General features: G+C 61.4%; 19 protein-coding genes and 1 rRNA gene. 10 read left to right on the plus strand and 10 right to left on the minus strand.

The window, feature by feature from the left end:
* The first annotated feature begins 164 nt into the window (after positions 1–164).
* The 4 genes from rrf (at position 165) to FBY10_RS00020 (ending at position 3,998) form a co-directional block, all read left to right on the plus strand.
* Positions 165–280: ribosomal RNA gene (rrf, locus tag FBY10_RS00005) — 5S ribosomal RNA — on the plus strand.
* 152 nt (positions 281–432) lie between these two features.
* Complete coding sequence (locus tag FBY10_RS00010) at positions 433–1,092, plus strand: paraquat-inducible protein A (RefSeq protein WP_145335640.1); 660 nt, start codon at positions 433–435, stop codon at positions 1,090–1,092.
* Positions 1,079–1,702: a paraquat-inducible protein A gene (locus FBY10_RS00015; protein ID WP_131700458.1), complete on the plus strand. Its 624-nt coding sequence runs from the start codon at positions 1,079–1,081 to the stop codon at positions 1,700–1,702. Before FBY10_RS00010 ends, FBY10_RS00015 begins: the two co-directional genes overlap by 14 nt.
* Positions 1,695–3,998 carry a PqiB family protein gene (locus FBY10_RS00020; RefSeq protein ID WP_145335638.1) on the plus strand — a complete coding sequence of 768 codons (2,304 nt, stop codon included), beginning with the start codon at positions 1,695–1,697 and terminating at the stop codon, positions 3,996–3,998. The genes FBY10_RS00015 and FBY10_RS00020 overlap by 8 nt, the downstream gene beginning before the upstream one ends.
* A gap of 174 nt (positions 3,999–4,172) precedes the next feature.
* Here the strand turns inward: FBY10_RS00020 and mksF are convergent, their stop codons facing one another.
* Genes mksF through mksB form a run of 3 tightly spaced genes read right to left on the minus strand, consistent with a single transcriptional unit; the run spans position 4,173 to position 8,984 of the window.
* Positions 4,173–7,013: an Mks condensin complex protein MksF gene (gene mksF, locus FBY10_RS00025; protein ID WP_145335636.1), complete on the minus strand. Its 2,841-nt coding sequence runs from the start codon at positions 7,011–7,013 to the stop codon at positions 4,173–4,175.
* On the minus strand, positions 7,010–7,717 hold the full coding sequence (gene mksE, locus FBY10_RS00030; RefSeq protein WP_027606956.1) for an Mks condensin complex protein MksE: 708 nt from the start codon (positions 7,715–7,717) through the stop codon (positions 7,010–7,012). Before mksE ends, mksF begins: the two co-directional genes overlap by 4 nt.
* Positions 7,707–8,984: an Mks condensin complex protein MksB gene (gene mksB / locus FBY10_RS00035; RefSeq protein ID WP_049710159.1), complete on the minus strand. Its 1,278-nt coding sequence runs from the start codon at positions 8,982–8,984 to the stop codon at positions 7,707–7,709. Before mksB ends, mksE begins: the two co-directional genes overlap by 11 nt.
* A 187-nt stretch (positions 8,985–9,171) precedes the next feature.
* On the opposite strand from mksB, the gene FBY10_RS00040 reads away from it, so the two are divergent.
* Positions 9,172–9,915: an energy transducer TonB gene (locus FBY10_RS00040; protein WP_131700462.1), complete on the plus strand. Its 744-nt coding sequence runs from the start codon at positions 9,172–9,174 to the stop codon at positions 9,913–9,915.
* Positions 9,908–10,360: a ribosomal protein S18-alanine N-acetyltransferase gene (rimI, locus tag FBY10_RS00045; protein ID WP_003188286.1), complete on the plus strand. Its 453-nt coding sequence runs from the start codon at positions 9,908–9,910 to the stop codon at positions 10,358–10,360. The genes FBY10_RS00040 and rimI overlap by 8 nt, the downstream gene beginning before the upstream one ends.
* A 59-nt stretch (positions 10,361–10,419) precedes the next feature.
* Here rimI and FBY10_RS00050 read toward each other — a convergent pair whose 3' ends face one another.
* Positions 10,420–10,824: a serine kinase/phosphatase gene (locus FBY10_RS00050; protein WP_131700454.1), complete on the minus strand. Its 405-nt coding sequence runs from the start codon at positions 10,822–10,824 to the stop codon at positions 10,420–10,422.
* Positions 10,825–10,975: 151 nt separating this feature from the next.
* On the opposite strand from FBY10_RS00050, the gene can reads away from it, so the two are divergent.
* The gene (can, locus tag FBY10_RS00055; RefSeq protein WP_145335634.1) at positions 10,976–11,620 is read left to right on the plus strand and encodes a carbonate dehydratase; all 645 of its coding nucleotides are present in this window, start codon (positions 10,976–10,978) and stop codon (positions 11,618–11,620) included.
* Here can and FBY10_RS00060 read toward each other — a convergent pair.
* The 5 genes from FBY10_RS00060 to FBY10_RS00080 form a co-directional block, all read right to left on the minus strand.
* Positions 11,617–12,129: an SET domain-containing protein-lysine N-methyltransferase gene (locus FBY10_RS00060; RefSeq protein ID WP_145335633.1), complete on the minus strand. Its 513-nt coding sequence runs from the start codon at positions 12,127–12,129 to the stop codon at positions 11,617–11,619. The two genes, can and FBY10_RS00060, sit on opposite strands and share 4 nt — an antisense overlap.
* Before the next feature lie 145 nt (positions 12,130–12,274).
* Positions 12,275–13,444: a hypothetical protein gene (locus FBY10_RS00065; protein ID WP_145335631.1), complete on the minus strand. Its 1,170-nt coding sequence runs from the start codon at positions 13,442–13,444 to the stop codon at positions 12,275–12,277.
* Between the two features lie 121 nt (positions 13,445–13,565).
* Positions 13,566–15,266: an acid phosphatase gene (locus FBY10_RS00070; RefSeq protein WP_145335629.1), complete on the minus strand. Its 1,701-nt coding sequence runs from the start codon at positions 15,264–15,266 to the stop codon at positions 13,566–13,568.
* Positions 15,267–15,353: 87 nt separating this feature from the next.
* The gene (locus FBY10_RS00075; RefSeq protein WP_141605450.1) at positions 15,354–15,674 is read right to left on the minus strand and encodes a hypothetical protein; all 321 of its coding nucleotides are present in this window, start codon (positions 15,672–15,674) and stop codon (positions 15,354–15,356) included.
* A 125-nt stretch (positions 15,675–15,799) separates the two neighbouring features.
* A complete protein-coding gene (locus FBY10_RS00080; protein ID WP_145335627.1) occupies positions 15,800–17,218 on the minus strand; it encodes a short-chain fatty acid transporter in 1,419 nt (472 codons plus the stop codon).
* Positions 17,219–17,403: 185 nt separating this feature from the next.
* Here FBY10_RS00080 and FBY10_RS00085 point away from each other — a divergent pair, with 185 nt between their 5' ends.
* Positions 17,404–18,693 carry an MFS transporter gene (locus FBY10_RS00085; RefSeq protein WP_145335625.1) on the plus strand — a complete coding sequence of 430 codons (1,290 nt, stop codon included), beginning with the start codon at positions 17,404–17,406 and terminating at the stop codon, positions 18,691–18,693.
* 3 nt (positions 18,694–18,696) lie between these two features.
* On the opposite strand, the gene FBY10_RS00090 is transcribed toward FBY10_RS00085, so the two are convergent.
* Positions 18,697–20,067, minus strand: coding sequence for a gluconate:H+ symporter (locus tag FBY10_RS00090; protein WP_145335623.1), 1,371 nt, complete (start codon positions 20,065–20,067; stop codon positions 18,697–18,699).
* 184 nt (positions 20,068–20,251) lie between these two features.
* On the opposite strand from FBY10_RS00090, the gene FBY10_RS00095 reads away from it, so the two are divergent.
* Both FBY10_RS00095 and FBY10_RS00100 read left to right on the plus strand, forming a co-directional pair.
* On the plus strand, positions 20,252–21,472 hold the full coding sequence (locus tag FBY10_RS00095; RefSeq protein ID WP_145335621.1) for a TolC family protein: 1,221 nt from the start codon (positions 20,252–20,254) through the stop codon (positions 21,470–21,472).
* Positions 21,473–21,490: 18 nt separating this feature from the next.
* Positions 21,491–22,597 (plus strand): efflux RND transporter periplasmic adaptor subunit, encoded by a 1,107-nt coding sequence (locus tag FBY10_RS00100; RefSeq protein ID WP_145335619.1) that lies wholly within the window; start codon positions 21,491–21,493, stop codon positions 22,595–22,597.
* Positions 22,598–22,600: the final 3 nt, after the last annotated feature.

Here is a 22,600-nt window from a genome sequence, read left to right on the forward strand (position 1 = left end):
TGACCATATAACACCCAAGCAATTTGACTACTCGAAAGAGCATCAGATTGCGGTGTGTGAAGACGCAATGAACCGAAAGTTCGATGCTCACAAAACACCGACAGCTGTCACATACCCAATTTGCTGAAGCGAGGCCAACTGGTCACGACTCAGTACCCGAATTTCTTGACGACCATAGAGCATTGGAACCACCTGATCCCATCCCGAACTCAGCAGTGAAACGATGCATCGCCGATGGTAGTGTGGGGTTTCCCCATGTGAGAGTAGGTCATCGTCAAGATTAAATTCCGAAACCCCATTTGCGAAAGCAGATGGGGTTTTGTTTTGAGCGGTCGAAAAGTGCGGAAAGACGCACGACAAATTTGCACAGTTATTTCTGAACCAGACCACTAGAATAGCCACCTAACCTTTTTTAGAGTTTGAGCCCTATCTATGCCGGATCCGGTTGACGCCCTTGAGGTGTCGGATTTACCACTGGAGAACTTGGTGGCATGCCATGAGTGCGACTTGCTGATGCGCAAACCCGTGCTCGCCCTCGGTGAAAAAGCCCAATGCCCGCGTTGCGGTTATGAGCTCTACGCTCACCGCCATAACGTCGTTGAGCGCAGCCTCGCCCTGGTACTCGCCGCGCTGTTGCTGTACGTCCCCGCGAACTTTCTGCCCATTATGCAGCTCAATCTGCTCGGGCAGTCCTCAGAAGACACCGTGTGGAGTGGCGTAGTCGGCCTATTCGATACCGGGATGCAAGGCGTCGCCGCCGTGGTGTTCCTATGCAGCATGGGCATTCCGCTGCTCAAGCTGCTTTGCCAACTGGCGGTGCTGCTCAGTATTCGTTGGAAAATAGGCCGCAGTTACGGGTTGCTGTTGTACCGCATCTACCACCACATGAAGGATTGGGGGATGTTGGAGGTCTACTTGATGGGCGTACTGGTGGCGATCGTGAAACTCGCCGACATGGCCTCAATCACTATCGGCCTGGGTTTGGTCTGCTTCGTCAGCCTATTAATGGTTCAGGTTCTGCTTGAGGTGTTGATGTCGCCGCACCAGATCTGGCAAGCACTGTCAGGAGAAGATGATCATGCGGGCGATTGACGCAGGCATTCTGATTTGTACCGAATGTCATGAGCTGAACAAACAAGAGCCGGACACCGATGAGCAAACCTGCACTCGATGCGGTGCACTGATCCACGCCCGTCGCCCCAACAGCCTCGCGCGCACCTGGGCTTTACTGGTCACGGCGGCCATTCTGTATATCCCCGCCAATCTGTTGCCGATCATGACCGTCAACTCCCTTGGCCAGGGCGAGCCCAGCACCATCATGGCCGGTGTGATCCAGTTGGTGCAGCACGGTATGTTCCCGATTGCGGCTGTGGTGTTCATCGCCAGCATCCTGGTGCCGACGTTCAAGTTGGTGGGCATTGGCCTGTTACTGTTTTCCGTACAGCGTCACCAACCGCTTTCCGCGCAGCAACGCATTATCATGTACCGCTTTATCGAATTCATTGGCCGCTGGTCCATGCTGGATATCTTCGTGATCGCCATCCTGGTGGCGGTTGTAAATTTTGGACGGCTTGCCAGTGTCGAGGCTAACCTCGGTGCTGCAGCGTTCGCCAGTGTGGTGATCTTGACGATGCTTGCCGCAGTAACTTTTGATCCCCGACTGATTTGGGATAACACGGAGTCGGACGACGACCATGAGTGATTTGCCTAAAGCTAAAACCCGCCCGGCCTCCAACTGGTCAGCCATTTGGGTTCTTCCCCTGATTGCCTTGATCATTGGTGGTTGGCTGGGGTGGCGTGCCTATTCCCAGCAGGGTATTGAGATCCAGGTGCGCTTTGAAAGCGGCGAAGGCATCCAGGCCAACAAAACCGAAGTAGTCTACAAAGGCATGCCCGTGGGCAAGGTCAAGACCCTGGCTCTTGACGATGAGGGTAATAATCGCGGGGTGATCGCCACCATCGAGATGAACAAGGATGTTGATCAATACCTCAAGACCAACACCCGTTTCTGGCTGGTCAAGCCCAGCGTCAGCCTTGCCGGTATTACCGGCCTGGAAACCTTGGTCTCCGGTAACTACATCGCCGCGAGCCCTGGTGATGGTGAACCTACCCGTAAATTCAAGGCGCTCTCCGAAGAGCCTCCGTTATCTGACGCCAAGCCCGGTCTGCACCTGACCATCAAGGCCGACCGCCTCGGTTCGCTCAATCGCGGCAGCCCGGTGTTCTACAAGCAGATACAGGTCGGCCAGGTCAAAAGCTACTTGCTCTCCGAGGACCAGAGCACCGTCGAGATCAAGGTCTACATCGAGCCGACCTACGCCAGCCTGGTGCGCAAACACACGCGCTTCTGGAACGCCAGCGGCATCAGCATCGACGCCAATCTCTCCGGCGTGAAAGTGCGCAGCGAATCTCTTTCCAGCATCGTCGCCGGTGGCATCGCCTTCGCCACGCCAGAGAACCGCAAGGACAGCCCACCCACTGATCCGAGCCTGCCGTTCCGCTTGTACGAAGATTTCGACGCGGCCGCTGCCGGTATCAAGGCCAAGGTCAAGCTCACGGACTTCGAAGGTCTGCAGGCAGGGCGTACACCGGTGATGTACAAAGGCATTCAGGTGGGCAGCCTGAAAACCCTGAAGATCGACCCTGACCTGTCCAGCGCCAACGCCGAGCTGACCCTCGACCCATTGGCCGAAGACTACCTGGTTCAGGACACTCAGTTCTGGGTGGTCAAACCTTCCATCTCGCTGGCCGGTATTACCGGCCTGGAAGCCCTGGTCAAAGGTAATTACATCGCCATTCGCCCTGGCGACAAAGGCAGCGCCCCGCAACGCGATTTCGTCGCCCGCGCCAAGGCGCCACCGCTGGACCTGCGTTCCCCGGGCCTGCACATGGTGCTGTTCACCGACAACCTCGGCTCACTGGATGTCGGCAGCCCGATTCTCTACAAGCAGGTCAAGGTCGGCTCGGTGCAGAGCTACCAGTTCTCGCGCAAGAACAAGCAACTGGTGATCGGCGTTCATATCGAGAAGGAATACGAAAACCTGGTCAACGGTTCGACACGTTTCTGGAATGCCAGCGGCGTCACCCTGACCGGCGGCCTTACCGGTGGTATCCAGGTGAAGAGTGAATCCCTGGCCAGCCTGATGGCCGGCGGTATTGCCTTCGAAACACCGCAGCCGAACGTACCGCTGAAAAAACGCATTCCACGTTTCCGCTTGTTTGCCGACCGTGAGGCTGCCAATCAGCATGGCACCCTGGTGACCATCAAGGTCGACCGTGCTGACGGTATGCGTCCAGGCACACCGGTACGTTTCAAAGGCCTGGATGTGGGCAAGATCGAGAGTGTGGACCTCAGTGCCGATATGCAGTCGGTGCTGCTCAGCGCACGTATCACCCAAGTGGCAGACCGCATCGCGCGCGTCGGCAGCCAGTTCTGGGTGGTCAAGCCAGAGCTGGGCCTGATGAAAACCTCCAACCTGGAAACACTGGTCACCGGGCAATACATTGAGGTGCAGCCGGCTGCGAAAAACGCCGGCCCGCAGAAGAGTTTCGTCGCGCTGGACCAGCCCCCTGACACTGTCCGTCAAGAGGCTGGCCTGAGCCTGACACTCAGCGCCGCACGCCGTGGCTCGTTGAAGGAAGGCGTACCGGTGACCTACCGTGAAGTCACCGTGGGCAAAGTGACCGGCTACGAGCTTGGCCAGACCGCCGACCGCGTGCTGATCCACATCCTGATCGAACCCAAGTACGCGCCGCTGGTACGCAGTGGCAGCCGCTTCTGGAACACCAGTGGCTTCGGCCTCGACTTCGGCCTGTTCAAGGGGGCGACGGTGCGTACCGAGTCCCTGGAGACGCTGGTGGCCGGCGGTATCGCATTTGCCACGCCAGACGGCGAGCGCATGGGGAACGCAGCGCGGCCGCAGCAAACCTTCCCGCTGTTCGACAAATTCGAAGAAGAATGGCTGACCTGGGCGCCTAAAATCCCACTCGGTAAATAGACTGAGGCGCTGCTATCGGGAGCAAGCCCCCTCCCACATTTTGAATGTGTTCACAAATCAAATGTGGGAGGGGGCTTGCTCCCGATAGGGCCGTCAAAAACACTGCAAAACCCCAGCCCAAAAAAAGGCCGCGATCCAATGGATCGCGGCCTTTTTACATTTCAGCGCAAAGCGTCAGACTTCATCCAACTCCGGCTCATCCGCTTGCACATTCACCGTCGCCTTCACCCCATCATGGCGGCGGATGTACTTCCAGTCCGCCTCATCGATGTAGATCCCGTTCGGCCCGCTGCCGCCCTCCAGGTCGATTGCCACTTGGGCAGACACCTGCGGCTTCACACTGGCGAGGATCGGCACAAAGCCCAGTTGCAAGCTGGTCTCCAGCAACGCTGCCTGGTTCTTCTCATCGATATCCGCCGCCTCGTCGAGGTAGTACGGCAGGCGCACGCGGCCAGCCTGGTCGCGGTCCATCAAGTGCAGCAACAAGTACATGTTGGTCAGCGCCTTGATGGTCATGGTGGTGCCGTTGGACGCCGCACCGTCGATGTCGGTGTGGATCACCGGCTGACCGTGCACCTTGGTGATCTCGAAGGCCAGCTCGAACAGGTCCTTGAGGCCCAACTGGTTATGGTTGGCGGCCACCAGGCGGGCCAGGTATTCCTTGGCCTCTTCGTTCTTGTTGTCCTGCTCGGCACTTTGGCTCAGGTCGAACACCGACAGGGTTTCGCCTTCTTCGTACTGGCCAGCACTGTGGATGATCTGGTCGATATGCTTGAGGGCTTCCTTGTTCGGCGCGAGCACGATACGGAAGCTCTGCAGGTTGGACACCTGACGCTTGTTGATCTCGCGGTTGAACAGCGCCAACTGGTGTTCCAGGCTGTCGTAGTCGCTGCGGATATTGCGCAGCGTCCGCGCAATGTCAGTGACCGCAGCACGGCGTGCCTTACCCAGTGTCAGCGCCTCATCGGTGCGGTGCGCATAGGCGTTGATCAGCAATTGCAGGCGACGCTCCACGTCATCCTCGCTGTCGAACTTGGCCACGCCCTTGAGGCGCACCTGAGCGTACAGCGCCTCGATCTGGCCATCGGCACGCAGCAAGCCCTGCCAGCTGTCCTGATAGTCATTGAGCAGCGGCAGCAGGTTGTCCATGGAGTCATCGACCGGGTCCATGAACGGCGTGCCGAATGGCAAGTCGGCCGGCAACAGCTGCCGGCGGCGCAAGGCGTCATCCAGCGTGCGTTGCTTGGCTTCCATATCGCCGATTTGCCGGCCCACCAGTTGCAGCTTGGCGGACAGTTGCTGGACGCGTTCGGTAAAGGCGTCACTGGAACGCTTCAACTCATCCTGGGCCGCTTCCATCTGCGCCAGGTTTTCCAGTTTTTCGCCTTCCTCGGCACTCAGGGTTTGCGCGCGACGGAAATCTTCCAGCGCCTTTTGCGCGTCGAGCACTTGCTGGTACAGCGCTTCGGTCTGGGTCTTGCTTGCGGCACGGTCAGAGGCCACGGCTTGCTGGGTTTTCAACTGCTTGAGTTCTTTTTCCAGGCGCTCTTTCTGGTCGCGCAACGCCGCGCGATCCGCCAAGGCCTGCAACGCCGGTGGTTCGATGTGCGAGATGTCGATGGACAGCCCCGGCACTTCAAAGCGCTCGCCCTTGAAGCCATCCAGGATCTGCTCCAGGGATTTGACCCACTGGCCGTCCTCGTCCAGCGTGATGCCGTGTTCACCCAATGGCAGGCTGAACAACGAGCTGTTGAACAGGCGCATCAGGCGCTCGACATCCTGCTGCGAAAACTCTTCGCGCAGCTTGGCGTAGCTGTTGTTATCCGCGTGATCAAGCTGCTGCTTGACCGACTTCAAGCGCTTTTCCAGGTCGCGCAAACGCTCGTCCAAATCCTCGGCGCTGAACTGTCGCGACTGCGCCAGGGCGCCCGCCAGTTCATCGTGAGCGTCCTTTGCCGCCAGCAGTTGCTGCTCCAGCACCTTGACGTCATCCACCAGGGCAAAGCGATGCTTGAGCACCGACAACTCGCCCAGCCAACGCTGGATACCACTGATTTCCCGCTCCAGGCGCATCAGCTCCTGGGTGCCGCCACGCTGATCGTTCTGCAGCGCATCCTGCTCGTTGCGGTAGTGCTCGGCCTGGATGGTCAGCTCTTCTTTGCGCGCACTCGCGTAGTCCGACCAGGTGCCCAGCAGCGAGTCCAGCAGCGGCGACAGGCGATGCAGCTTGCCGCGCAGGGCGTCGCGCTGTCGGACGCCATTGGCCAGGGCTTCGACCAGCGGGCCGGCAGCGACCAGGGCGTTGTAGTCCTGCTCCATACGTCGTACATCGCGGAAGGCCTCTTCGCACGCTGCGATGTAATCCACGCTACCCGAACGCAGGCTGTGCTCGAACGCATCGAGGAACAACTGCTTGAGCTTGGCCGCGGTGATTTCGCGCATGTGCAGCAGGTTGATAAACAACGCGCGGAAGGTCTTCAGGCTTTGCTCACTGGTGGAGCGCAGTGGGATCAACGTCAGGTCCAGCGGGATCGACGTGTGACCACCCACCAGCAAACGGCGCAGTTCATCCGGCTTGAGTTCGTAGGCTTTCAGGCCTTCGCGTTCCAGGTTGGTGAACAGCTCTTTCTGGCGCAGGCAGGTGTCGTTTTTCTGGTAGTGGGCCAGGTCCAGCTTGCCAGCATAGGCAAAGAACTGGTGACCAAAACCGCCGCCCGGGCCACGCCCGACCACGCCGATGACATGCGGGCCATGGGGCAGGGAGACTTCCACGAGGATGTAGCTGGTGTCGGTGGCGAAGTAGAATCGTCGCGATTGCTCCAGGGTGTACTTGCCGAAACTCATGTCCGACATGCGCGCCAGGATCGGGAACTGCAAGGCGTTGATCGACGCGGATTTACCCAGGTTGTTCGCGCCATACACCGACAGCGGCTCTTCCAGCGGGAACAAGCCCAAGCTGTAACCGGCGGTGTTCAATAGGGCGAAGCGGCGGATGCCGTAGCGTTCCTTACTCATGCGTCGGTCTCCTGTTCTTCGGCAATGGCGCGGGCCAGGGCGTCTTCTTCGCTTTCTTCAGCGAAGTCACTCAAGTCCAGCGGGTCATCGGTCTTCAGCAGCTTCTCATCGCTGTCTTCGTCGATGATCACCGGTGCCGGCAACGGCAACACGCTGTGCACGCTGGCCGCGAGGTCACGGTCTTGCTGCACCGACAGGCACACGTCGAGGAAGCGGTGCATCGGTGGCAGGAAGCGGTAAATGCCGTTGTCTTCGCTGGCAAAACCCAGTTGAGTCATGCGGCGCATGATTTTTTCTTCGAGTTCTTCCTGGGTCTGCACTTCGGCCTGGATAAACAGGTCGCGGTACTTTTCCAGCAGGGACGGCAGTTCATCACGACCGAGGCTGCCACCGTCGAGCACAGCAATCGGGTCGCGGCCCTGGTCGGCCAGGTGCTCGACGATGATGAAGGTGAACAGCGCCAGGCGCTGGGCGGTCTTGTTGACCTGCGCACTGGCAATCGCGGAGTCCGGCACGAAGTAGTAGAAACCACGAGTATCGCACACCAGCTCAAAGCCCAGGGCCTTGAACAGCGTGCGGTACTGGTCCTGGAAGTTCGACAGTTGCGCGTACAGTTCGGGGTCGCGGCGGCTGACGTGGTAACCCTTGAACAGCTCGCGAAAGATCGGCGCCAGCTGGGACAGTTCGGATAGATCAAGATGCATAAGGTGTGCTCGCGGAATTCTCGGCCGCGTCAGGCGTGGCCGGGAGCAGGGCGAATGAGCGCAGGCTGACCTGGTGCTCGTGTGTGTGGTAATCGCGGCGTTCCAGGCGCTCGCGCTTGAAGCGCTTTTCGCGCGAGAGGCGCGAGAACCAGTACAGCAACTCGTCGGTCGCGCCGTCCGGTTCCTGCTCCAGCAGCCAGGTCATCAAGTCCGGCATCGGCAGCGCGTCTTCGCAGCGCTCGAGCATTTCCTTGACCGTCCGCGGTGCGCGCTGGGCTTCGCCCTTGTGGGATTTGTGCGCCTTGGGGAACCGTGCCGGTTTAGGCTCGAAGTTCGCCAGCGCATACACATAGGCCTCGACCTGGCTGGCACTGCCCAGGAAGGTACTTTGCGGCCGGGTGAACATCGGCATCGCCGCCTGCGGCACCGCGTCCAAGCCTTTACGGCGGATGGCCGACAGCGCGAGCGCGGCGCCACGGGTCACGGCGTTGTGCCGGCGTGCCTCTTCGCGCAGCGGCAACAGCAGCTCGCGGGCGTGACGCAGGGTCAGCTGGGCGCTGGTCTGCATTTCGAGGATGCGCGCGTGGGTGCGCAGCAGCATGTCGTCGTCCACCAGGTGGCCGAGGCGCTGTTGCTCGGTGAGCATGCGCAACAGCACGTTTTCCACCTTGCGCACGCCTTGTTCGAAGGCACCGTCGGCGTTCACCAGTTGAATCATCGGTTCGACGTATTCGTCCCAGGTCGCCAGGACTTCGGCGTAACGCTGGCGCAACGGGATCTGCCGGTCGCTGGTCTTGGCACGGTCGGCCACGGCTGCGAGGGCCTGTTCGTCGTTGGCGAGTTTTTTCAGTACGTCGCGTACGCGCATGTCGAGCAGGCGCAACTGGCGGGCCAGGTCGTGGCCATCACGGATGTCGAAGGCGTCCTGAATATAACCGGCCAAGCGCTCCAGATGGCGCAGGTAGGCTTCGATTTCCAGGCACAGGCCAAGCCGGTGCTCCTTGCGAAGATAAGCCAGGAAGTCGTGGATCTGCGCGTTGAGCTCGAAACGATTCGGGCTTTTGGCGACAGGCACCAGGATGTCCAGGCGAATCCACACGTCCAGCAGGCTGGTGATGTCCTGGGGCGTGCTGTCCAGTTGTTGGGCGGCCAGTTGTGCGCGCAACTCGCTCAGGCTGAGGGTGCCTTGGTCGAAGTGTTCGCACAGTGGCTCAAGTAAGGCCCAGTGTTCGGCGAGGGCGCGCAGGACGCGCTTGGGTTCGATCATGGGAATGGCCGGCTGGTTGGCGATTAAAAGTCGCGATTGTACTGCATCAGGCGCGGGATTTATCCACAGCCGGTCAGTGCACAGTGGGCGATTGTTACCGAACAGCGGTAGAATCCCCGCTCTTTACTTATCCACAAGTGGCCGAGCTGTGCTTATCGAGTCCCGACGTCGCGCTTACTTGACCGCCATGCAGGTGGTCAACTGGCTGCCCCGCACCGAACTGCCGTTCGCCGCCCCGTCGCGGCCCGAGCTGTTAGAGGCGCTTGAGCCCTATGAGGCGTTCGAGACCTCGGGCGAGGAGGCCGCCGCCCCGGTGGTGGTGGCCAAGCCCGTGCCGCCAGCGCGGCCGGCGGTCGAGCGGGCCAAGATCGAAGTGCCCCGTCCCTCGCCCATGGCCAAGCCGGTGGTAGCCGAAGAGGCAGCCCCGGTGGTCAAGGCCCCGGTGGTGCCGCCACCGCGTTTCGCCCTGCAACTGCTGCGGGCCGGGCGCTGCCTGCTGCTGGTGGAACTGCCCACCGGCGAACGCTTCCAGACCCGCGACCCCGCCTACATGCTGCTCAAGGACATGCTGCGCGCCGCCGGCCTGCCCGACAGCCCGCAAATCGTCGGCGACCCGGTCCGTTGGCCGCTGCTGGTGCGCGGCACCATGGACCAGGGCCCGGAAGCGGCGCGGGATTTTGTGCAAGGCTTCGTCTCGGCGCGCCTGGAAGACGAACCCTGCGTGTGCCTGTGGCTGATCGGCCTGCCCGCCGTACGGTTTGCCGGCGAAGCGAACGCCGAAGCCTGGTACCGCGAACTGCAGGTCGAGGGCCTGGGTGCTGTATGGGCCCTGCCGGGCCTGGAATTATTAATGGAAGAGCCACAGCGTAAGGCTGATGTCTGGCAAGCCATGCGCCGGCTGATGGCGCGCTGGAAAACAACCGATGAGTGAGGCTTTATCCTTCCGCCCGATGACCGAGGCCGACCTCGACGCGGTGCTGAAAATCGAATACGCGGCGTTCAGCCACCCCTGGACTCGCGGGATCTTTCTCGACGGGCTGGGCAAGTACCAGATCTGGCTGATGTTCGAAGGCGAGCAGCAGGTAGGCCACGGCGTGGTGCAGATCATCCTCGATGAAGCGCATTTGCTGAACATCACGGTCAAGCCGGAGAATCAGGGCCGTGGCCTGGGGTTGGCGCTGCTGGAGCACCTGATGTCCCGTGCCTATGCCGCCAACGCGCGGGAATGCTTCCTGGAAGTGCGCGACAGTAATACCGGTGCGTTCCGTCTGTATGAACGCTATGGCTTCAACGAGATTGGCCGTCGTCGGGATTACTATCCGGCTGTCGGTGGTCGTGAAGATGCGGTGGTCATGGCTTGCACCCTGGTCGACTGAGCACACAAAACCCATGTGGGAGAGGGCTTGCTCCCTCCCACATTCAGCTGTGCGGTGTGTCAGCGGTTACCGTCTACCGGGTCGATATCAGCCAACTCGGCCTCATCCAGCCCATTCCCGCCGCCAATGTCATCTTCATCCACAATGCTCAGGTCAAAATCCGCCGGGTTGTCTTCACCCGCCTCCCGAGCATCCCGCGCACCATCTTCATGGATTAGCGTTTCCGGGCTCATATCATCATCGGTCGACTCATGATTATCGGTCGAAGCCCCGGTCATTCCTGCCTCGCGCACCCGTTCGTCGGGCATCAGGTGTTCACGCTCGCCACGCGGAATCTCATTGCCAATCTCCGCCGTCGGTTCTTCCTCGTCAAAATCCAGCTCGCGCATCGAGCCCATGCGATCTTCGTTGTCGTCAATCGGTTCGGGCTGTGTAGCGCCGTAGGGACGTCGTGATTCAGTCATGGCCAATCCTCATACTGTGGGGCTTATAGTGTGTGGACAGGCATGGCCCACCAAGATTCAAGTAATTGCCCGCCGGCTATCTTTATGATCGGCGTGACCCGGACGGGCGGTCGTCTGTCAAAGCTGCGCATCATTCCTGAGGCTTTCCCTGATGAACGAACTACAAGACCTGCTTGATAACAACGAACGCTGGGCGGATGCGATCAAACAGGAAGATCCCGAATTCTTCGCCAAGCTCGCCCGCCAGCAGACCCCTGAATACCTGTGGATCGGTTGTTCCGACGCCCGGGTACCGGCCAACGAGATCGTCGGCATGCTGCCCGGTGACCTGTTCGTGCACCGCAACGTGGCCAACGTGGTGCTGCACACCGACCTCAATTGCCTGTCGGTGATCCAGTACGCCGTCGATGTACTCAAGGTCAAACATATCCTCGTCACTGGCCACTACGGCTGCGGCGGCGTGCGTGCCTCGATGCAGGACCGCCAGTTCGGCCTGATCGACGGTTGGCTGCGCACCATTCGCGACCTCTACTACGAAAACCGTGACGTGCTGGCCCAATTGCCGACCGAAGAGGAACGTGTGGACCGCATGTGTGAGCTGAACGTGATCCAGCAGGTGGCCAACGTCGGCCACACCAGCATTGTTCAAAATGCCTGGCACCGTGGGCAGAGCCTGTCGATCCACGGCTGCATCTACGGCATCAAGGACGGCCGTTGGAAGAGCTTGAACACCACCATCAGTGGTTTTGAGCAGTTGCCGCCGCAGTATCGCCTGCGTCCGCTGGGCGAATCCTAAGGCCGTTTGCGGTCGCGCCAGCGGGTCATGAATGCCTGGCCCTCGGCGTTCAAAAGCTCTGTGCTGCCGGTGATCCACCCCCGGCAGTTCAGCTCGCCGCATTGGCAGGCGAACTGCCGGAACAAGGCGTCCTCGGTGCTGGCGTAATCCAGGGTCAGCGGGGCGCCGGCGGCTATGGGCTGCACGGTCCATAGTTCCAGGTAGGTGGTGTCGAAAAACACATTCGGGTTGCAGGAATGCCGCAGCAGGCCGCAGAACCAGCTGTCGTACAGGTGGATGCGGGCAGACAGCTGCAACGTACGTGTGCGTCGCTCGTTCACGGCGTAACCGGACACTCGGGCAATGCGCACGCGGCCGTCGAAACTCACGCGAGCTCTGACGCCGCCGTCGTCGCGCTCAACCTTAAAGTGCTTGGCCGAGGGATAGCCCTGTTCAACGAGCAGTGTCTTGAACGGGTACAAACAATCACTCACAGCGGTTTTAGCCTGGTCCATGGCCTGAGTTTTCATAACTCTCCTTGGTGAGGCTGCATCGACCTGCGGGTGGAGTCTGACTACCAGTCTTGCAGCGGATGGGCGCGGCTCAAGACTCGCTGAACATGGAGCCGATTTCTACTGTCAACTTTGACAGTAGAAATCGGTTTTTTTTGGCTTTCTACAGCACAGGCGCCGTGATGGTGGGGGCGGGCGCTGTGTTCTTCAGCTGTTTGAGCTGCGTTTTGATCGCGGGTGTGGCGCATTTGGCATTCGCCTGTTCCGGGCTCAGGTTGCGCACCGAGGTGTAGAACAGCTCGCAGGTCTGTTCCTTGCGCGTGACCTGCCAGGTATTCATGCAGGCTTTGAGCAGCACATTCGGATCGCTCGCCGGTTTCTGGCCCATGCCGGCCTGCCAGCAGGCGGCGCTCAAGTCCTGGCCCATCACTTTCAGGCCGGCGTCATCGGCCTTCTGCTCATTGCCCTCATAGGTGGCCGGGTCTGCCGCGTACCAGATGTAGCTGGGGTGGTTGGAGCCAAGCACCGAAACGGTTTTGCCCGCAGCCGGGCTGATCTGCGCCAGGCCCAGTACACCCACGGATTGCCCGTATTGCTGTTTGATCCAGTTGCGCACCGGCGCGCCGAACGCAACCATTGGCAGCGAGCCGTTGGTGTGCAGGCTCAGTTCGCTGACCATGCGGGTCTGGTAGTCGGTGAAGTAGCTGTAGACGTTCTCCAGGTCCTTGCCCGCATTGGAAGGTGCAGCGATGGGCGCGATATCGATGATGGTCTGGTAGGCCGGGGTTTCGGTGGCCGGCACGCCGTTATCGGTGAGCAGCGTGGCCCAGCGGTCGGTGGTGGCCGATTCGAGGTAATCCTGGGCCTGGGTCAACGAGTAATCCGGCGGAAAATGCAGCAACTCGATGCTCTTGCGGTTTTCCAGGGCCATGCCGAGCGGCAGGAACAGGTACCAGTTGTAGGCCCATTTGCCGTCGCTGTTGAGTTTGCTGGCGCCTTGGTAGGCCAGGTCGGCGGTGTTGAGCAGCGCGGTCAGGGGCCGGCCGTAACTGTCGGGTACACCGCTGAAGGTCGCGGCGAGCTGCCCTTCATGGTTTTTGACGCTGACCTTGGCTCGGCTGTAGCCGTCGCGCTGCAGGCTTTGGTTGAGGTAGTGCTCGGCGGTCTGCTCCAGCGTCCACGGCCGAAAGCAGATCACATTGCAGTTATTGGGGTAAGCGAACAACTGGGTGACCCGTTGCGTGCTGCCCAGAGGGACTTCGATGTCGGCGTGTACGACCGCACTGGCCATCAGTGCGGCCACGGTGAAGGACAACCTGGTCGGTTTGAACATACTTGATTCCTTGTCAGCGAAAGCCCGTCTGCGCGGGATGAAAGCCCACCCCCTCACAGTAGCGGTTGACCAGGAAAACCGCGTGCTAAATCGCCAGGCATGTCGCTATTGGATAAGCGTCCTACACGCTGAACTGCAACGCGTTGCTCAAATCCCCCATGGGTTTCTGGCCGCGGGCAATCATGGCGTCATCGCGTTGCTTGAGCCCGTCCAGGGTCTCCAGCTGGAAGACCCGCGTTATCAAGCGCAGGATCGACGCGGTGTCGTACACCGTATGGTCCACGGTGCCTTTGCGCGCGAAGGGCGAGACCACCAGCGCCGGGACTCGCGTGCCTGGGCCCCAGCGGTCGCCTTTGGGTGGGGCGACGTGGTCCCACCAGCCGCCGTTTTCATCGACGGTCACCACGACCACCATGTTTTTCCACTGCGGGCTTTCCTGCAGCACCTTCAAGGCGCGGACGATATGGCGGTCGCCCGAGGCAATGTCAGCGTAACCCGCGTGCATGTTCAGGTTGCCCTGTGGTTTGTAGAAACTCACGGCCGGCAGCTTGCCGGCCTGGGCATCGGCGAAGAACTTGTTGGTGCTCGCCTCATCGCCCAAACCGCCATCGCGCAGGCGCTTGTCACGCTCCGCACGGTTCTCGGGGCCTTGCTGCTTGAAATAGTTGAACGGCTGGTGGTGGTACTGGAAGTTTGGAATCTTCGGAATGCCCCCCGAATCCTTGAACTGGTCCAGCGTTGCCTGCCATGCCCCGGCGTACCACGCCCAGTCGACGTTCTTTTTCGACAACTTGTCGCCGATATGTTCGTGGGTCTGCGGCACCAGCACGTTGGGCAGGTCGGCTTTTGCGTAGTCCGGGTTTTCCGGGTCACGAATCCAGGTCGGCCAGTAAGGCGGCGCCAGGGTGTTCACACCGTAGCCGTCCGGGGTCAGCGCGCTGGGGCCGAACTGCGGCGGGCCGGTCATGGCGCTGGCCGGGGATTTATCCAGCGGCTTGAGACGCGGGTCGGTGGGGTCATCGCTTTGCAGCGTGGCGATCTGCGCCTTGGCCACCGACTGCGCGGCATTCGGGTAAAACGGCGCGGTGGCGCTGATCAGGTATTGATGGTTGAGGAACGAGCCACCAAACGCTCCCTGGAAGAAGTTATCGCAGAGCACAAACTCCTTGGCCACGTCCCACAGGCGCAGGGAATAACGGCTCTGGGCGTAATGGCCCATGACCAGGCCACCGGAGTCGGCCCAGGCGACGAAACCGTCGTTCTTGCCGCCGTTGATCTGCATCTGGTTCTGGTAGAACACGTGCCACAAGTCGCGAGTGACGAGGCTCAAAGGCAGGTCTTCAGCGTTCGGGCCCTTGAGGGCGAACGGCGCGTTGGGCAGGTTTTCCTGGAATTGCACTTCGCTGGGGTAAGTCACCCCATCCACGCTTTGCGGGCCTACTTGCAGCACACCGCCCCAGGTCGGGGGCAGGGTGGTCAAGAGGCTGCCGTCGCGGTCGCGTTGCTGCGTGTCGGCGGCAGAAAGCGCCGACAGCGGTTTCTCAACGCCTGGGAAGTCCGCAAACAGGTTGTTGAAGCTGCGGTTCTCGGCATAGATCACCACCACGGTCTTCACCTGGTCGCGCAACGCCTTGTCCAGCTCCTGCGGCGTGAGCGGCCGCGCCACGGGCTTGCCGGGCGCCTCACTGCTATTGCCGCAGGCACTCAAGGTCGCGCCCACCCCCAACACCGCCGCGCCCCCCAGGAAGCGCCGACGGCCGGTGTCTACCGGCGGTTGGGCTATGGAATCGGGGGAAGGGCGGTCTTCGTGATCATCACTCATTGCGGGGAGTCCTTGCTGGCGAGATGTTGCAAGATATTTCGCAGGACGGTAGCAATGCAATGTGACGGAACGAAGACAGTCAGGTGATCACAGCAGACGCAGTGCCAATTGGCTGCCGGCGCGCAAGTACTCCACCTGAGCCGTCACGGCATCCTTGACGATTGCCTCGCCGGTGTCAGTCAGGGTGGCTTTTTTTGCATCGATAACGCTGGTCTGTAGCAGTTGCATGGCCACATCTATGGCCTTCTGGAAGGCCGTCACGTTGTTATGCAGGCCGAATTCCTTGATAACAGCGTCCATGCGGCGATCGGCGTCGTCTCGCAGGGTCTTGTACTCGACGAACGATACGTTGTCGTCCTTGTAAATATCATCGAGCAACTGCTCCAGTGATTTGGATAAGGGTGTCATCGGATTTTCCTTGTGCTATGTGAGGAGGCAGCCAAGGTTAATCAAAGGGGCTGGCAGGAGGAGCCAGGGGGTGTCACCTTATTGAGTAGGACAACCCCGACGCACTTCATCAGAAACACCGTGCTCTACGGCATGACGGGCGGCAAATACTTCAACGTCGTCCCCAATGCCCACAGCAGGAACAACACCAGCGGCGTATGCACCAGCAGCTGCACAAACGAAAACCCGATCAAATCCCGCGCCTTCAACCCTAAAACCCCCAGCAACGGCAGCATATAGAACGGGTTGATCAGGTTCGGCAGCGCTTCGGCGGCGTTGTAGATCTGCACCGCCCAGCCCAGGTGGTATTGCAGGTCATTGGCCACTTGCATCACATAAGGCGCTTCGATAATCCACTTGCCGCCGCCCGACGGAATAAAGAAACCCAGCACCGCCGAGTACACGCCCATCAGCAGGGCATACGTGTCGTGGGAGGCGATGGAGGTGAAGAAGGTCGAGATATGGTGCGCCAGGGTCTGGCCGTCGCCGCCCTTGACCACGGTCATCAGCGCCGCAATCGAGCCGTACAACGGGAACTGGATCAATACGCCGGTGGTGGTCGGCACTGCACGGGCCACCGCATCGAGGAAGCTGCGCGGGCGCCAGTGCAGCAGGGCGCCGACCATGATGAACAGGAAGTTGTAGGTGTTCAGCCCTGAAATCGCGCTGATCGCCGGCTTGCTCGAGAACTCATGGAACAACCAGCCCGCCGCCAGCAATGCCAGCAGAATGGTCAGCAACGGGCTGTGTTCCAGCCATTCGCCGGGGCGGGCCGGTGGTTGCAGCTTGGGCAGGTTGAAGGCCGGGTCGACGCCACAGGCCTTGGCGTCACGGGCGCTGTTGGGGCCGGGCGCGGTGGCGTAGGCGATGATCAGCGACACCACGATCAGCGCCAGCAACAGCACGCCGGATTGCCACAGGAAGATGGTGTCGGTAAACGGGATCACCCCGGTGATCGACAGGATCGACGGCGGCAAACTGGCCGGGTTGGCCTGCAATTGTGCGGCTGATGACGACAACCCCAGCGCCCACACCGCACCAAGGCCAAGGTAGGCCGCCGCACCCGCAGCACGGTAGTCCATGCGCAAATCCGTGCGACGGGCCAGCGCACGCACCAGCAAACCGCCGAACACCAGGGACAGGCCCCAGTTGAGCAGCGACGCCACCATGGAAATCAACGCGACCCACGCCACGGCGGAGCGGCCGTTCTTCGGGATGCGTGCCAGGCGGTCGATCAGCTTGACCGCCGGCGGCGAGCTGGCGACCACGTAACCACCGATCACCACGAAGGCCATCTGCATGGTGAACGGGATCAGGCTCCAGAACCCGTCGCCAAAGGCCTTGGCGGCTTCGGTCGGCGCGGCGCCCATGCCCAGGGTCGCGACGGCGACGATGATCACGGCGAGGGCGGCGAACACCCAGGAGTCGGGGAACCAGCGCTCGGCAAAGTTCGAGCAGCGCAGGGCAAATCGGGCATAGCGGCTTTCTTCGATAGCATCGGCCACGAGTCTTTCCTCTTGTATTTATTATGGTGTCGGCAATTTTCCGGCATGTTCCGCTACGGCCATTGATATGGGAATGCAGTTATCTTCATCGATCAATGAGGAAAACAAATATATCTGCCGCGATTGCCATCATCCGGCTCAGCTCATAATCTGCACGCCATTTTGTTTGTCTGCCGAGCCTCAACATGACTGCCACCTTTGTTCCACAGGCGCAGCGTTTTTCCCGCTCCGACTACAAAACCCTGGGCCTGGCCGCCCTGGGCGGAGCCTTGGAAATCTACGACTTCATTATCTTCGTGTTCTTCGCACTGACCCTCAGCCAACTGTTCTTCCCGCCAGAAATGCCCGAGTGGCTGCGCCTGCTGCAGAGCTTCGGCATCTTCGTCACCGGTTACCTGGCGCGCCCGCTGGGCGGCATCCTGATGGCGCACTTCGCCGATCACCTGGGGCGCAAGCGCGTGTTCAGCCTGAGCATCCTGATGATGGCATTGCCCTGCCTGCTGATCGGGATCATGCCCACCTACGCACAGATCGGCTACTTCGCACCACTGATCCTGCTGGTGCTGCGCGTGCTGCAAGGTGCAGCGGTGGGCGGTGAAGTGCCCAGCGCCTGGACCTTTGTCGCCGAACACGCACCGCGCAACCATCGTGGCTATGCCCTGGGCTTCCTGCAAGCGGGCCTGACCTTCGGCTACCTGCTCGGCGCCCTCACCGCCACGCTGCTGGCGCAGGTCTTTACCCCGGCCGAAATCCTCGACTACGCCTGGCGTTTTCCCTTCCTGCTCGGCGGTGTGTTCGGCGTGATCGGCGTGTGGCTGCGGCGCTGGCTCAGCGAAACCCCGGTATTTCTCGAAATGCAGGCCCGCCGCCAGGCCGCCGCCGAGATGCCGCTGCGCACCGTACTGCGTGACCATCGCGCCGTGCTGCTGCCGGCGATGATCCTCACCTGCGTGCTCACCTCCGCTGTGGTGGTGCTGGTGGTCATCACCCCGACCATGATGCAGAAAACCTTCGGCATGAGCCCCAGCCACACCTTTGCCTTGAGCGCCCTGGGCATCGTCTTCCTGAATATCGGCTGCGTCCTCGCCGGCCTGCTGGTGGACCGCATCGGTGCCTGGCGCGCGGTGCTGGTCTACAGCCTGCTGCTGCCAGTGGGTATTTTCCTGCTGTACGCCAGCCTGATCAGCGGCGGCATCTGGCTTGGTGCGGCGTACGCGGTAGCGGGCTTGAGTTGCGGGGTGGTCGGTGCGGTGCCGTCGGTGATGGTCGGCCTGTTTCCGGCGCAGGTGCGAGTGTCGGGCATTTCCTTCACCTACAACATCGCCTATGCGCTGTGGGCAAGTACTACGCCGCTGATGCTGATCGCGCTGATGCCGACCAGCCCGTGGATTTGCGTGGGGTATTGCGTGGTCATGGGCGCGGTGGGGGTGGCGAGTGTGGCGCTGTTTGGTAAGCGCCACACGTTGGCGGCCTGAAGGTCAGGTCAAGAAGTGCCACAGCACCAGCGTACCGACCAACCCGACGACCGAAACAATCGTCTGCAACACCGACCATACCCAAATCGTCTGTTTCAGCTGCAAGCCAAAGTACTCGCGCACCATCCAGAACCCCGCATCGTTGACGTGGCAGAAGAACACCGAGCCGGCGCCGATCGCCAGCGCCACCAGTGAGCTTTGCGTCGCCGCCAACCCGGCCATCATCGGCGCGAGGATGCCGGCGGTCGTGGTGGTGGCGACCGTGGCCGAGCCGGTGGCCTGGCGCAGCGCCACCGCGATCAACCAGGCCAGCAGCAGGTACGGCATGTGCGCGCCTTCGGCGACTTTGCTGATGGTCTGGCTGACGCCGGCGTCGAGCAGGGTTTGCTTGAGGCCGCCGCCGGCGCCGATGGTCAACAGCAACACGGCGATGGGCGCGAGGGCCTTGCGCAGGGTGTTGCCGACTTCGGCGCGCGGCATCCCGGCGGCCCAGCCCAGGCAGATCACGGCGGCGATCACCGCCAGGCCGAGGGCGATCAGTGGTTCGCCGAGGAGTTTCAGAGTCAGGCCCACGCTGCTTTCCGCTGGCAGCGCGACTTTGGCCAAGGTACTGCCGAGCATCAGAATCACCGGCAACAGAATGATCAGCAATGACACGCCAAAGCTCGGCTGGCGCGGAGCCTTGGGCGGGGCGCTGAACAGCGCGCCGATGTCGGCCGGCTCATCCACATGCAGGCGCTTGGACAGCCAGTTGCCATAGAGCGGCCCGGCGAGGATCACCGCCGGCACCGCCAGGCAAAAGCCCAGCAACATGGTCAGGCCCAGGTCGGCGTGCAACGCGCTCACCGCAATCAGCGGCCCCGGGTGCGGTGGCATCAAGGCGTGCAAGGTGGTCATGCCCGCCAGCGCCGGGATGGCGATTTTCAACAGCGGCTGGTTCGAACGTTTGGCCATCACAAAGATGATTGGCACCATCATCACCAGGCCCACTTCGAAGAACAGCGGCAGGCCGATCACCATCGCTACCAGCGCCATCACCCATGGCAACGACTTGCCCTTGCCCAGCCCGAGCAGGGTGGTGGCGATGCGATCGGCCGCGCCGGATTCTGCCATCAGCGCACCCAGCATCGAGCCCAGGGCAATGATGATCCCGGCTTCACCGAGGATCGTTCCGGCGCCCTTGCTGAAGGCCTTGGCCACCTCTTCCGCTGGCAGCCCGGCGCCGACCCCGGCGATAAAGGTGCCGATCAGGATCGACAGGAATGGCGGCAACTTGGTCGCGCTGATCAGCACGATGATGCTGGCGATGGCCAGCAGTACGCAGAGCATGAGGCGGGTGTCGTGAAGCATCCACGCGGCAGTCGATAACGCCAAGGCGGGACTCCTTATCGAACAGGTTGGGAAAATTGTTTCTTTTTGTTTCCTGCTCCAAAAGCATACCTGATAACGCCCGCCCCAGAGCCATTGCTGTCGGATTTGTAATCTTTGCTCCACCGCTCTGATAAGTCGCGAACGCTACATTGCCCCCGCTTGGACTTCTTGGGCGTGGAACTCTCGTATGGCAATTTCCGTTAAAAAACTCTTGGGCGCGACGCTGTTGTGGGGAGCTGCCAGCATTGCCCAGGCACAAACCCTTACCCTCGACGCCGCCCTGCAAACCGCCTTCGCCAACAACCCCGACCTGGCGGCTGCGCAATGGGACATCGAGATCGCCGAGGGCGGTCGCCAGCAGGCCGGGCTGATCCCCAATCCGGTGGCGTCCTGGGATGCCGAAGACACACGTCGCGATACGCGCACCACCACCCTCAAGCTAAGCCAAACCCTGGAGCTGGGTGGCAAGCGCGGTGCCCGCATTGACGTAGCGACGCGTGCCCAGGACGCCGCCGCACTGACCTTGGAACAGCGCCGCAATACGTTGCGCGCCGAAGTGATCGACGGCTACTACGGTGCCCTGCGCGCCCAGGAACGTCTCGACCTGGCCCAGCGCTCCCTGGCCTTGGCCGAGCGCGGGCTGGTGGTCGCCAACGGCCGCGTGACCGCCGGCAAATCCTCACCGGTGGAAGCCACACGGGCCCAGGTGCAACTGTCGGAGATCCGCCTCGAATTCAACCGCGCGCAAATGGGCCTCACCGACGCCTATCGCCGCCTGGCCGCCAGTACCGGCAGCGCGGCGACCGACTTCCAGGCCGTCGCCATGCCAAGCCACTCCACACCGCCGTTGCCGTCCGCCACGCAACTGTTGGCGCGCCTTGAACAGACCGCCGAACTGCGCCTGGCAGAACTGCAGATCGTGCAGAACGAAGCCAGCGTGGGCCTGGAAAAAGCCCAGCGGATTCCCGACCTGGATGTGTCCATTGGCAGTCAATACGACGCCAGTGTGCGCGAGCGGGTGAACCTGGTCGGTGTATCGATGCCGATTCCGTTGTTCAACCGCAACCAGGGCAACGTACTTGCCGCCACGCACCGTGCCGATCAGGCCCGCGACCTGCGCAACGCTGCAGAATTGCGCCTGCGTACCGAAACGCGCCAGGCCCTGGACCTGTGGCAAACCGCGAATACCGAAGTGCGCGCATTCAACCAGCAGATCCTGCCCGCCGCCCAAAGCGCGGTGGACAGCGCCACCCGCGGCTTCGAGATGGGCAAGTTCAACTTCCTCGACGTGCTCGACGCCCAACGCACCCTGATCGCGGCGCGCACCCAATACCTTGCGGCCACCGCCCAGGCCACCGATGCCTGGCTGCGCATCGAACGGATTTACGGCGACCTCGCCCGGTTTTGATTTTTTCTGGAGTGCCTTATGAACAAACGACACGGCGTGGCGCTTGCCGTCGCCTTGGGCCTGATGCTGTCCGGCGTTACCAACGCCGAGGAAGAAGAAGGCACGCTCGAGCTGACTGAACAGCAAATCCAGGCCGCCGGCATCGAACTCGCCGAGGCCCAACCCCGGTCGATCAGCACACTGCTGACGCTGCCGGGGGAGGTGCGTTTCGACGAAGACCGCACCTCGCATATCGTCCCGCGCGCGGCCGGCGTGGTGGAGTCGGTGAAGGTCAATCTTGGCCAGGCAGTGAAGAAGGGCGAGCTGCTCGCGGTGATCGCCAGCCAGCAGATTTCCGACCAGCGCAGTGAGCTGGCGGCCAGCGAGCGTCGGGTTGAACTGGCGCGTATTACCTTCCAGCGTGAACGCCAGTTGTGGCAGGACAAGATCTCCGCCGAGCAGGATTACCTGCTGGCGCGCCAAACCCTGCAAGAAGCCGAAATCGCCTTGAACAATGCCCGCCAAAAAATGACCGCACTTAGCGGCAACACCGTGCTGGTCGGCGGCAATCGTTACGAACTGCGTGCGCCGTTCGCAGGCGTGGTGGTGGAAAAACACCTCGGTGTCGGCGAGGTGGTGAGTGAGACCAGCAATGCCTTCACGCTTTCTGACCTGTCACAGGTGTGGGTCACCTTCGGCGTATTTCCCAAGGATTTAAACAAGGTCCGGCTCGGCAAACCGGTGAAGGTCAGCTCCACGGAAATGGGCACCGATGTGCAGGGCACCGTGGCCTATGTCGGCAATTTGCTCGGCGAGCAAACGCGCACCGCCACCGTGCGCGTGACGGTGCCCAACCCCGATGACGCCTGGCGTCCAGGGCTGTTTGTCACCGTGCAATTGGTCACGGACACCTACCAGGCCAAGGTCACCGTGCCGCACACGGCGATCCAGACCGTCGAGGAAAAACCGTCGGTATTCGTGCGCACGCCAGACGGTTTTATCACCCGCCATCTCGAACTGGGCGCCAGTGAGAACGGCTACGTCGAAGTGCGCCAAGGCCTGGAGGCCGGTGCCCAGGTGGCCACCACCGGCAGCTTCATCCTCAAGTCCGAATTGGGCAAGGGCTCGGCTGAGCACGCCCATTGATCC

Source organism: Pseudomonas sp. SJZ103, from assembly GCF_007828335.1.
Lineage (GTDB): Bacteria > Pseudomonadota > Gammaproteobacteria > Pseudomonadales > Pseudomonadaceae > Aquipseudomonas.

Bases quoted from the DNA above. Each gene is read 5' to 3' on its own strand.
- FBY10_RS00010 (WP_145335640.1), top strand. From the start codon at position 433: ATGCCGGATCCGGTTGACGCCCTTGAGGTGTCGGATTTACCACTGGAG.
- FBY10_RS00015 (WP_131700458.1), top strand. From the start codon at position 1,079: ATGCGGGCGATTGACGCAGGCATTCTGATTTGTACCGAATGTCATGAG.
- FBY10_RS00020 (WP_145335638.1), top strand. From the start codon at position 1,695: ATGAGTGATTTGCCTAAAGCTAAAACCCGCCCGGCCTCCAACTGGTCA.
- mksF (WP_145335636.1), bottom strand. From the start codon at position 7,013: ATGAGTAAGGAACGCTACGGCATCCGCCGCTTCGCCCTATTGAACACC.
- mksE (WP_027606956.1), bottom strand. From the start codon at position 7,717: ATGCATCTTGATCTATCCGAACTGTCCCAGCTGGCGCCGATCTTTCGC.
- mksB (WP_049710159.1), bottom strand. From the start codon at position 8,984: ATGATCGAACCCAAGCGCGTCCTGCGCGCCCTCGCCGAACACTGGGCC.
- FBY10_RS00040 (WP_131700462.1), top strand. From the start codon at position 9,172: ATGCAGGTGGTCAACTGGCTGCCCCGCACCGAACTGCCGTTCGCCGCC.
- rimI (WP_003188286.1), top strand. From the start codon at position 9,908: ATGAGTGAGGCTTTATCCTTCCGCCCGATGACCGAGGCCGACCTCGAC.
- FBY10_RS00050 (WP_131700454.1), bottom strand. From the start codon at position 10,824: ATGACTGAATCACGACGTCCCTACGGCGCTACACAGCCCGAACCGATT.
- can (WP_145335634.1), top strand. From the start codon at position 10,976: ATGAACGAACTACAAGACCTGCTTGATAACAACGAACGCTGGGCGGAT.
- FBY10_RS00060 (WP_145335633.1), bottom strand. From the start codon at position 12,129: ATGAAAACTCAGGCCATGGACCAGGCTAAAACCGCTGTGAGTGATTGT.
- FBY10_RS00065 (WP_145335631.1), bottom strand. From the start codon at position 13,444: ATGTTCAAACCGACCAGGTTGTCCTTCACCGTGGCCGCACTGATGGCC.
- FBY10_RS00070 (WP_145335629.1), bottom strand. From the start codon at position 15,266: ATGAGTGATGATCACGAAGACCGCCCTTCCCCCGATTCCATAGCCCAA.
- FBY10_RS00075 (WP_141605450.1), bottom strand. From the start codon at position 15,674: ATGACACCCTTATCCAAATCACTGGAGCAGTTGCTCGATGATATTTAC.
- FBY10_RS00085 (WP_145335625.1), top strand. From the start codon at position 17,404: ATGACTGCCACCTTTGTTCCACAGGCGCAGCGTTTTTCCCGCTCCGAC.
- FBY10_RS00095 (WP_145335621.1), top strand. From the start codon at position 20,252: ATGGCAATTTCCGTTAAAAAACTCTTGGGCGCGACGCTGTTGTGGGGA.
- FBY10_RS00100 (WP_145335619.1), top strand. From the start codon at position 21,491: ATGAACAAACGACACGGCGTGGCGCTTGCCGTCGCCTTGGGCCTGATG.